Genomic DNA, 10,129 nt, shown 5'->3' with positions numbered 1-10,129 from the left:
GCCGCCGCAGACAGGGCGGCCGGTACCAGCTGTTCGCCGACCTCGACCTGGACACCGGCGCCAAGCTCGACGCGCTACTCGACCCACTGGCCAAACCCGCCCCCGAGGACCTCCGGTTCGCGCCCGAGCGGGAAGGGGACGCGTTCTGCGAGATCGTCGACCTCGCGCTGCGCGCCGACCAGCACCGCATCCACGGCGGCGAACGCGTCCAGCTCACCGTCACCGTCGACTACGACAAGCTCCGCGCGCCATCGGCACCGCACGGCTCGACAACGGCGACCACCTCCCGATGAACCAGGTCCGCAAGATCGCCTGCGACTCCGCGGTGATCCCGATGCTGCTCGGCAGCCGCTCCCAGATTCACGACGTCGGCCGCAAAACCCGAGCCCTCAACTCAGGCCTGCGCCGCATGCTCGTCACACGAGACAAAGGCTGTGCCTTCCCGGGCTGCACCAGACCACCCAGCCACTGCGAAGCCCACCACATCCACCACTGGGCAAACGGCGGCGAAACCAACCTCAACAACCTCGTGCTGCTCTGCCGCCGCCACCACGACCTCATCCACCACTCCGACTGGCAGATCCAGATGATCGGCGGCCTACCGCACTTCCGGCCGCCCGCGTTCATCGACCCTCAGCGAAGACCACGCAACAACCAACTCCACACCGCAAGCCAACCCGTAGCAGCAAACGCCGCCACGGCACCGCATCGCAGCCTGATCCACACCGCCTGACGGTGCCGTTGGAAGGCGGCTGCCCGCAGTCCGCGCTACGTCCAGACCGGCTCGTCCACTTCGGACACCCGGCCGTCCGCCCGGAAGTGCAGGAACCGGTCGAACGACTTGGCGAACCACCTGTCGTGGGTGACCGCGACGACCGTGCCCTCGAAGTCGTTCAGCGCGTTCTGCAACGCCTCCGCCGAGGCCAGGTCGAGGTTGTCGGTCGGTTCGTCGAGCAGCAGCAACGTCGCCCCGGACAGCTCCAGCAGCAGGATCTGGAACCGCGCCTGCTGCCCGCCCGAGAGGTTCTCGAACCGCTGGTCGCCCGCCTTGTCAAGGCCGTACCGCTTCAGCACGGACATCGCGGCGCCGCGGTCACGGCCCGCGCGCTGGTCGTCGCCGTGCCAGAGGATGTCCACGAGCGTGCGGCCGATCCACTCCGGGTGCTCGTGCGTCTGCGCGAACAGGCCCGGCACGACGCGTGCGCCCAGCTTCCACGCGCCGGTGGTGCGGACGTCGTCGCCGCTCAGCAGCCGCAGGAAGTGGCTCTTGCCCGACCCGTTCGAACCCAGCACCGCGACCCGGTCGCCGAAGAAGATCTCCTGCGAGAACGGCTTCATCAGGCCGGTCAGCTCCAGCTGCTCACACGTGATCGCGCGAACGCCGGTGCGGCCGCCTTTCAGCCGCGGGTTGACCTTCTCGTCGGTGGGGATCTCCGGCGGTGGACCGGCCTCCTCGAACCGTTGCAGGCGGGCGGCCATCACGCGGTACTTCGGCGCCATCGACTCGTAGTACTTCGCCTGCTGCTGCAGCGTGCGCACGAGCTCCTTCAGGCGCTCGTGCTCCTCGTTCCAGCGGCGGTGATCTTCCTGGAGCTTCTCGATGCGTTTGGCGCGGGCGGCGTGCCAGGTCGCGAACGAGCCGGCGTGCGTCCACGCGGAGTGCGCCTCGACGGTGACGACGTGCGTGGCGGCGTTGGCCAGCAGCTCGCGGTCGTGGCTGACGACGAGCACGGCCTTGTCGGTGGCCTTCAGGCGTTCTTCCAGCCAGCGCTTGCCGGGAACGTCGAGGTAGTTGTCCGGCTCGTCGAGCAGCAGCACCTGTTCGTGGCCGCGCAGCAGCGTCTCCAGGACCAGGCGTTTCTGTTCGCCGCCGGACAGCGTGCGGACTTCGCGGAACCGTGCGCGGTCATAGGGCAGGCCGAGCGCAAGAACGGTGACGGTGTCCCACAGGACCTCGATGTCGTAGCCGCCGGCCTCGCCGTAGCTGGTGAGGGCGTTGGCGTAGCGCATCTGGGCGGCTTCGTCGTCGGTGTCCATCAGCGCGAGCTCGGCCTCGTCGAGTTCTGATGCGGCCTCACGCAACGCTGGAGGTGCGACGGAGAGCAGCAGGTCGCGGACGAGCGAGGAGTCGCGGACCGAGCCGATGAACTGCGGCATCACCGCTAGGCCGCCCTGCACGTGCACGCTGCCCAGCTTCGGGGCGAGCTCGCCGGACAGGATGCGTTGCAGCGTCGTCTTGCCCACGCCGTTCGCGCCGACCAGCGCGACGACGGTGCCGCCGCTCACCTTGAACGAGACGTCGCGGAACAGCTCCCGGCCGTCCGGCAGCGTGTACGCGAGCCCGTTCGCTTCCAGATACCCCACGCCGGAGATCGTCGGGGCTCGCCGGTCATGAACGCCAGCGAGTTTCCGGCTACCGGAGTCTGATCGGGTAGCGGCGCAGGACCAGCGCGGCAGCCGTGACCAGCATGCACTGGAACGCGGGACCGAGCGCGCCGATCACCGTCAGGAGCACGGTGAGTCCGCCGAACACGAGCAGCAAGAGGTAGAACAGCCACGGCCGAACCTGGTGGTTCAGGGTGCGGGCGAGCCTGGGTTCTTCAGCTGACAGCCGCTGCTCGATCTCCTGGAGCGAGCGGCGTTCGGCCTCACTCAGCATCGGTGCCTCCGGAAGACATCGGGACGTCCTCATTCCCGCTCGTCACCCCAGTGGATACTCGAACGTCGCCGCAGTCAAACTTGCGTCGCTCGATCGTTGGCGATCAGCGGCTCAGCGCGACCAGCCGGGAGACCGCGCGGAGATACTTCTTGCGGTAGCCGCCGCGCAGCATCTCGTCGGTGAACAGCTCCGACAACGGCTGACCCGACACCGCGACCGGGATGTCGCGGTCGTAGAGCCGGTCGCCGAACGCCACGAGCCGCAACGCCACCGACTGGTCCGGTGCGGGCTTCACGTCCTTCAGGTGCACCGCCGAGACACCGTCGACGAGGCGGCCGTACTTCGACGGGTGGATGCGGGCCAGTGCCTTGCACAGGTCGTCGAAGTCGTCGATCGTCGAGCCCTCGGTGCTCGCGGCCTTGGACTGCAGCTCGTCGTCGGACATCGGCGGCGGCGCGTCGGGCAGGCCGCGGTGGCGGTAGTCGGGGCCGTCGACGCGCACGACGTCGAACTTCGAGGACATCGACTGGATCTCGCGCAGGAAGTCGGCGGCGGCGAACCGGCCCTCGCCGAGCTTGTCCGGCAGCGTGTTCGAGGTGGCGGCGATGAAGACGCCCTGCGCCGTCAGTTCCTTGATCAGGCGGGTGACCAGCATGGTGTCGCCGGGGTCGTCGAGCTCGAACTCGTCGATGGCGAGGAGCTTGTGGCCGCTCAGGCGTTTGACGGCCTCGGGGAAGGTCAGGACGCCGACAAGGTTGGTCAGCTCGACGAACGTGCCGTACGCCTTGGGGCCGGGGACGGCGTGCCAGAGCGACGCGAGCAGGTGGGTCTTGCCGACGCCGAAGCCGCCGTCGAGGTAGAGGCCGAGCTTGCCCTCGTCCTCGGTCCTGGAGCCGAACAGCGACCACTTCTTGCGCTTCAGGCTGACGCGCGCGGCGAACAGGCGGCCGGCCTCGACGGCGGCGGCCTGGCTGGGCTCGTCCGGGTTGGGGAGGTAGCTGTCGAAGCTGACGTGGTCGAACCTGGGTGGCGGCACCAGGCTCTCGATCAGTTCGTCAGCCCCGATCTGGGGATCCCGGTCGGACAAGCGCATGCCCGCACCCTATCGGCGTGATGGGATGTGTTCGTGCAGATGTTGTGGCCCTCACCGGGCGTTGAGATGACCGACACAGCACTCGAGTCGCTCTACGAGTACCCCGCGAACCGGACGTGGGTGACCGCGAACTTCGTGTCCAGCGTGGACGGTGCCGTGTCGGTCGACGGACGTTCGGCAGGGCTGGGCTCGCCCGCGGACAAGCAGATCTACCTGCTCGGGCGCGACCTGGCCGACGTCGTGCTGGTGGGCGCGGGCACCGTGCTGGTCGAGGGCTACCGGGGCGCGCGGCCCGATCTCGAACGACGGGCGCGGCTCGGCCTGCCCGCCGCGTTGCCGATCGCGGTGGTGACGGCGCGCGGCACGCTGACGCCCGAGCTGCCGCTGTTCACGAACACCGCGGTGCCACCGATCGTGATCACCTGCGCTGCCGCCGGACTGTCCGGGCTGCCCGCCGACGTGATCGTCGCCGGCGACACGGAGGTCGATCTGCGGGTGGCCGTCGAGGAGCTGGCCGCGCGGGGGTTGCGGCGGATCAACCTGGAGGGCGGGCCGACGTTGTTCGGCTCGATGGTGGCCGAGGGTCTGGTGGACGAGCTGAACCTGACGATCTCGCCTCTGCTCGCGGTGGGCGACGCGCCGCGAATCGCGCACGGCCCGGTCATCCCGCCCGCGGATCTGTCGTTGCGCTCGGTTCTGCGCGCCGACGACGTGCTTCTGATGCGGTATCGGCGGCGAAATTCCAGCTGAAGAGGCAGGATGACGGTGTGGAACTTGCGGACCTACCCGTGACACCGCCTCTGCAGCCGATGCTCGCCACTGCGGTCGACGGCATACCGGATTCCTCAGACCTCGTGTTCGAGCCGAAGTGGGACGGTTTCCGCTGCGTGGTGTTCCGCGCGGGCGACGAGGTCTTCCTGCAGTCCCGCAGCGGCAAGCCGCTCAACCGCTACTTCCCCGAGGTCGTCGCCTCGATGCTGGAGGTCCTCCCCGAGCGCGCGGTCGTCGACGGTGAGCTGGTCGTGGCGCGCGACGAGGAGCTCGACTTCGACGCTCTCTCCGAACGCATCCACCCGGCGGCTTCGCGGGTGGCTCTGCTGTCCGAGTCGACGCCGGCCACGTTCGTCGCGTTCGACCTGCTGGCGCTGGGTTCCGACGTGCTGCTGGAGTCGCCGACCGTGGCCAGGCGCGAGGCGCTGCTGAAGATCCCGGACCTGAACATCACGCCCGCGACCACGTCCGCCGAGACCGCGCGCGAGTGGTTCACGCTGTTCGAGGGCGCCGGCCTGGACGGTGTGATGGGCAAGCCGGCGGACGGCCCGTACACGCCGGGCAAGCGCACGATGATCAAGGTGAAGCACGCCCGCACCGCGGACGTCGTGCTGGCGGGCCTGCGCTGGCACAAGGACACCGAGCCCGGCACCGCCGTCGGCTCACTGCTGCTCGGCGTCTACGACTCGAACGACCTGTTGCACCACATCGGCGTCTGCGGGTCGTTCAAGGCAGCCGAACGCCGCGAGCTCGCCACCGAGCTCGCACCGCTGATCACCGAGTCCGACGACCACCCGTGGGCGAATCCCCAGCCGGGCCAGCGGATTCCCGGAGAGATCAACCGGTGGCGCGGCAAGCAGGCCGAGTACGTGGCGCTGCGCCCCGAGCGGGTGCTGGAGATCCACTACACCCAGACCGAGGGCGAGCATCCGGTGCGGCTGCGGCACAACGGCCAGTTCGCGCGGTGGCGTCCCGACCGCGAGCCGCTGTCGTGCCGCTACGACCAGCTGGAGATCCCGGCACGTTACGACGTGGCCTCGGTGCTGAAGGGCGAGCTCCGCCCCCGTTAGGCCTCCGGGCGCGCCGAGCGCGTCGCCCCGACCGAGGCGATGACGACGCAACACACGGCGACCCACTGCGCCGGCTTGAGGTGTTCACCGAGCAGCAGCAGACCGGCCAGCGCGGCCACGGCCGGTTCCAGCGACATCAGGATCCCGAACACCCGCGGAGGCATGCGCCGCAACGCTTCCAGCTCCAGCGAGTACGGGATCACCGACGACATCAAGGCCACCGCGAACGCCGCCGCCAGCACGACCGGGTCCAGCATCGCGGTACCGGCGGACGAGACGCCGAACGGCAACGCGACCGCCGACCCCACCACCATCGCCAGAGCGAGGCCCTTGCCGTCGGTGGTCTTGCTGCCGAGCTTGGCCGTCACCAGGATGTACGCCGCCCAGCACGCACCGGCGGCCAGCGCGAACAGCACGCCCGACAACGCCAGACCGCCCTGCACCCGCGTCAGCAGCACCACGCCGACGCCCGCGAGCAGCACCCACACGCCGTCGAGCCAGCGCCGCGAACCCGCGACGGCCACCGCCAGCGGGCCGAGGAACTCGATCGTCACCGCGGCGCCGAGCGGGATGCGTTCGAGTGCGAAGTAGAAGCAGAGGTTCATCGCGGCGAGCACCACGCCGTAGGTAAGGACGACCGCAAGTGTGCGGCGGTCCAGGCGCAGCGACGGCCGCCAGATCGCGACCAGCACGATCGCGGCGACGACCAGCCGCAGCGTCACCGTGCCTGCCGCACCCGCGACCGTGAACAGCTGCTTCGCGAGGGCCGCGCCCACCTGCACGCTGACGATGCCGAGCAGCACGAGCGCCGTCGGCGGGATGCCGCCGACGAGCCTGGCGGCGGGAAGCCGATCAGCGTGAGCCATGGTTCCCATCCTCACTCAGGGCTGTCGCGCGGGGCATCCCATATGTGCGTGCCGGTGAGCCAGCACACAGGGACCTCACTTACCGCGTTCTCACCTCTGACGTGCGACGCTCAGCTCCCCTGAGAGTGAACGAGAGTGAGGGACATCTGTGCGTCGCGCTGCCTTGGTCCTACTGGCAGTGAGCGTGCTGACGGCGTGCAGCGCGGGACCCTCGACCCGGCCGGTGATCGCGGTCAAGGGCGAGGAGAACCAGCCCGTCGACCAGAACGCGCTCGCGGGGCCGCAGCCCGTGCCGCCGCTCAGCCAGTACCGGACGGACTCGCTGGGCTGGTCGCCGTGCAACGAGCAGATGAAGGACCGCCTCGGCGCCGACGCTCCCCAGGGCGATCAAACGTACGAATGCGCGCGCATGACCGTCGTGCTGGACCCGCCGGGACGTCCCGGGCGGGGCACGCTCGGTCTCGCGCTGATGCGCGTCGGCACGGGCAAGAGCGCGCTGGTCGTGGTCAACGACCCCGGTGGCGAACCGGGCACGATGAAGGCCGCACGGCTCGCGGCGGCGTTGCCCAAGGAGATCCTCAGCACCTACACGATCATCGGCGTGGACCGGCGCGGCACCGGCCGTTCGGACGGCATGTCGTGCGTGCCGCCGGCGACCCGCTCGCAGCTCGTCGAGTACGACCCCGCGGAGGCCGAGCAGTCGAGCCTCGTCGTAGCCGCCGGTGACGCGGCGCAGGAGTGCGTGCTCGACCTCGAAGGCAGGCTGACCGCGTTCGACTCGTGGCGCGCGGCCGCCGACCTCGAACGGCTCCGCGACTACCTCGGCACCGACCGGCTCAACGCCATCGGGCTGGGCGAGGGCTCGCGCGTCCTCACGACCTACGCCCAGCGCTACCCGAACCGCATCGGCCGCGTCGTGCTGGACGGCGCCCCCGACCCCGCGCTCGACCAGGCCGGCGTCCTGGAGTCGCGTGCCGCGGCGTCCGAGGCGGCGTTCGAGGCGTTCGCCCGCGACTGCAAGATCCGCGGCTGCGCGCTGGCGAACCCGCGCGAGGACGTCCAGGCGCTGCTGACCCAGCTGCGGTCCGGACGGCTGCGCGGCGAGTACGTGGACCTCACGCCCGGCTCCGCGCTGAACGCGATCCTGACCGGTCTGGCGGACCGCTCGCGCTGGCCCCAGCTGGCCGACGCGCTGGTGAAGGCTCGCGCCGGCGACGGCAGCGGCCTGTTCTCACTGCTCGACCCGCTGGTGAACGACCTCGACGAGAACCCGCCGCGCTTCGACGCGGGACTGATCATCGGCTGCAACGACACCGCGACCCGCATCCCACCGGATCGGGTGAAGGCGCTGACCGCCGACTGGCAGGGCAAGTACGCGATGTTCGGCGCGCTGTTCGCCCGCAAGCTGCTGCAGTGCACCCCGTTCCCGGCGCCCAAGGCCGAGAAGCTCGACCCGTTGAAGAGCGCGCCGCCGATCGTCGTGCTCAGCACGGCCAACGACGTCTCGACGCCCGCGTCCGGGACCGAGCACACGGCGCAGCGGCTGCCGGGGTCGGCGTTGATCGGCTGGCAGGGCAGCGGTCACGGGGCGCTGACGAAGTCGGGCTGTGCCACGACGGCGGTGCGCGACTACCTGATCGACGCGAAGGTGCCGTCGAACGGCACGGTCTGCCCGCCCTGACCCTGCCCGGCCTGATCCTTCTGGGGAACGACGGCGGGGAGCCTCCCGCGGCCAGATCGCGGGACGCTCCCCGAGCGAATCTTGTGTCAGCAGCTCGAACAGCAGCCGCAGCCGGGACCCGTGCACCCGGAACAGCACCCACACGTACCCATCAGGGCCTCCCCGTACTCCAAGCCGGACCTGCGCGGGACCTCCGCGCATCCCACGGTCCGCCCCGGCACCAGCCGTGGGAAGTCCTCTCACCCGAACGCGACGGCACAACCACCGGGGCGTCGCAGCGTGTGACCGCGCTACGCGCCCAGATCCTCCAGCGCTTTCTGAGCTGCCTCCAATTCGGCCCGCAACTGCTCCACACGCGCCAGCTGCTGAGCACGCGCCGCGTTCAGGACGCCCTCGACGATCTCGGCGACCTCGGGGGTGAGCAGCTTCGCGGCCTGGGCCACGGCGGCCGGCGACACCGGGGTCGGGCGGACCGCCCTGCGGGTGCCCTGCAGCACCTCCACCGTCCACTCTCCCTCGCCCACCGCCACCAGCGTGACGGTGACCTCGGGTGTGGCGCCCTTGGCCGGCTTGCGCGCGGGCTTCGCCGGCGCCGGCTCGGCGGCGGCAGGGGCGGCAGCGGGTTTCGGCTTGGGGGCCGCGGGCTTCACCGGCGCCTCCGGAACGTAGGGGTAGAGGATCTCAGTCTCTCGCGGCGGCTCCGGTGGCGCAGGAGGCGGGGCCGCCGGCTTCTTGCGCGGCGGGGGCTTCTCAAGCGTCAGTTCCGCCGGCGAGAACGACATCTCGTCCTTCGACCCGGTCGGGCGCACCTGGATGAAATCGCCCTCCTCCGGTTCGGTGAACGCGAGAACCTTCGCCGACCTCCCCGCCTCCATGCCCACCGCGGCCGCCGTGAACCACACCAGCGGCTGGGTGCCTCCGTCCAGCTGCGAGCGCAGGCTGTCGACGTCGTCCGCCGACAGCCCGCTCTTCTTCGCCATCGCGCTGCCTCCCGCCATTCGAACACCTGTGCCCCAGCATGCCCTACACCCCTGACAATTCTGAGCACCGGGTCGGCAGCAAGATCTTTTTACGGGTTGCCGTCGGTTCCGCAGATGTAGCCGGCGTTGATGCAGTTCCTGACGCGCCGTTGCAGTTCCGCCGGATCCCACGCGTTCATGAAGTCACCGTGGAACGTGTAGCCGGGCGCGCTGGTCACGTTCACCCCGTTGCGCGTGCCTCCCAATGACAACCCGGTCCCGTTCACCGGATAGGTGATCAGGAACTCCAGCCGCGGCACCACCACCGGGTGCGACGGCGGGCAGACCAGCCCGACCGCGAACGCCATGTGGTCCCGGTGGTTCGGCGAGTCGAGGTCCCGTCCGTTCCAGCACGTCGGGAAGTCCAGATAGGTCTCGACCTTCGTGCCCGGCGGGCAGACCAGGAAGTCTCGGCTGGACGGCGACTGCGTGGTGCACGACCACCGCGCGGCCGGATTTTCGGCAGCCGACGCCGCCTTCGCGTTGCCCACCACGTACCGCAGCCCCTGCGGGTGCGCAACCGCCCTCTCCCGGTCGTGAATGCCCTGGTAGTAGATCGTCACGCTGTCGGGCGCGACGGGTTGTCCGTTCTTGTAAAGCGTCGGCACCCAGTACGCCGACTTGTCCGACACCGGATTGCAGTTCGTCGCCCCCGCGCGCAACGACGTCAGCGTCGAGAACGCGTTCGTCGTCCGGTTGCCGAAGAACTCGTGCATGTGTGAGACACCCGACTGGTTCTGGAACACGATCGGGTCATCCTGCCCGCGATGACTGGCCGCGCAGGTCACCCGGAACTCGGATCCCGGTACCGCCTGCTGCTCGGCCATGGCCCGCGCCTGCTCAGCGCTGTAGACGTGACCGTGTCCCGCGTGGGACACCCCCGGCTGCCCGACGACCAGCCCGGCCGCCACGAGCGACATCGCCACCGCCGCGATGCCGATCGCTCCTCGAATCCGCACGTGCATGGAAA

11 protein-coding genes are annotated in these 10,129 nt (G+C 69.9%); 5 read left to right on the top strand and 6 right to left on the bottom strand.

Annotated features, from left to right (window positions below; genetic code table 11):
- Nucleotides 1–293: DUF222 domain-containing protein (locus tag ABFX45_RS40240; protein WP_346136077.1), on the top strand; the 293-nt coding region annotated here is incomplete at its 5' end.
- Entirely contained in the window at nt 290–733 is a 444-nt protein-coding gene (locus ABFX45_RS40235) for an HNH endonuclease signature motif containing protein (protein WP_346136075.1), read from the top strand. The genes ABFX45_RS40240 and ABFX45_RS40235, both read left to right, overlap by 4 nt.
- Nucleotides 734–768: 35 nt before the next feature.
- Here ABFX45_RS40235 and ABFX45_RS40230 read toward each other — a convergent pair whose 3' ends face one another.
- The 3 genes from ABFX45_RS40230 to zapE all read right to left on the bottom strand — a co-directional run bounded on the left by ABFX45_RS40230 (nt 769) and on the right by zapE (nt 3,752).
- Nucleotides 769–2,364: an ABC-F family ATP-binding cassette domain-containing protein gene (locus ABFX45_RS40230; RefSeq protein ID WP_109642655.1), complete on the bottom strand. Its 1,596-nt coding sequence runs from the start codon at nt 2,362–2,364 to the stop codon at nt 769–771.
- A 49-nt stretch (nt 2,365–2,413) separates the two neighbouring features.
- Nucleotides 2,414–2,659 carry a DUF3040 domain-containing protein gene (locus tag ABFX45_RS40225; RefSeq protein WP_170155377.1) on the bottom strand — a complete coding sequence of 82 codons (246 nt, stop codon included), beginning with the start codon at nt 2,657–2,659 and terminating at the stop codon, nt 2,414–2,416.
- 103 nt (nt 2,660–2,762) lie between these two features.
- A complete protein-coding gene (gene zapE, locus ABFX45_RS40220; protein WP_109642652.1) occupies nt 2,763–3,752 on the bottom strand; it encodes a cell division protein ZapE in 990 nt (329 codons plus the stop codon).
- A 66-nt stretch (nt 3,753–3,818) separates the two neighbouring features.
- Here zapE and ABFX45_RS40215 point away from each other — a divergent pair, with 66 nt between their 5' ends.
- Both ABFX45_RS40215 and ABFX45_RS40210 read left to right on the top strand, forming a co-directional pair.
- Nucleotides 3,819–4,502 (top strand): pyrimidine reductase family protein, encoded by a 684-nt coding sequence (locus tag ABFX45_RS40215; RefSeq protein ID WP_346136072.1) that lies wholly within the window; start codon nt 3,819–3,821, stop codon nt 4,500–4,502.
- Nucleotides 4,503–4,519: 17 nt separating this feature from the next.
- Complete coding sequence (locus tag ABFX45_RS40210; protein ID WP_109642650.1) at nt 4,520–5,593, top strand: ATP-dependent DNA ligase; 1,074 nt, start codon at nt 4,520–4,522, stop codon at nt 5,591–5,593.
- On the opposite strand, the gene ABFX45_RS40205 is transcribed toward ABFX45_RS40210, so the two are convergent.
- Entirely contained in the window at nt 5,590–6,459 is an 870-nt protein-coding gene (locus tag ABFX45_RS40205; RefSeq protein ID WP_233440288.1) for an EamA family transporter, read from the bottom strand. The two genes, ABFX45_RS40210 and ABFX45_RS40205, sit on opposite strands and share 4 nt — an antisense overlap.
- 178 nt (nt 6,460–6,637) lie before the next feature.
- Here ABFX45_RS40205 and ABFX45_RS40200 point away from each other — a divergent pair, with 178 nt between their 5' ends.
- Nucleotides 6,638–8,140: an alpha/beta hydrolase gene (locus ABFX45_RS40200; protein ID WP_346136069.1), complete on the top strand. Its 1,503-nt coding sequence runs from the start codon at nt 6,638–6,640 to the stop codon at nt 8,138–8,140.
- Between the two features lie 290 nt (nt 8,141–8,430).
- Here ABFX45_RS40200 and ABFX45_RS40195 read toward each other — a convergent pair whose 3' ends face one another.
- Nucleotides 8,431–9,138: a DUF6319 family protein gene (locus tag ABFX45_RS40195; protein WP_233440286.1), complete on the bottom strand. Its 708-nt coding sequence runs from the start codon at nt 9,136–9,138 to the stop codon at nt 8,431–8,433.
- 71 nt (nt 9,139–9,209) lie between these two features.
- Complete coding sequence (locus ABFX45_RS40190; RefSeq protein WP_346136067.1) at nt 9,210–10,118, bottom strand: DUF1996 domain-containing protein; 909 nt, start codon at nt 10,116–10,118, stop codon at nt 9,210–9,212.
- Between the last annotated feature and the right edge of the window lie 11 nt (nt 10,119–10,129).

It is taken from the genome of Lentzea roselyniae (assembly GCF_039537795.1).
In the GTDB taxonomy this organism is placed as follows: domain Bacteria; phylum Actinomycetota; class Actinomycetes; order Mycobacteriales; family Pseudonocardiaceae; genus Lentzea; species Lentzea atacamensis.
The sequence above is the reverse complement of the archived record's forward strand: the minus strand, read 5'-3'. Positions and strand labels throughout refer to the sequence as shown.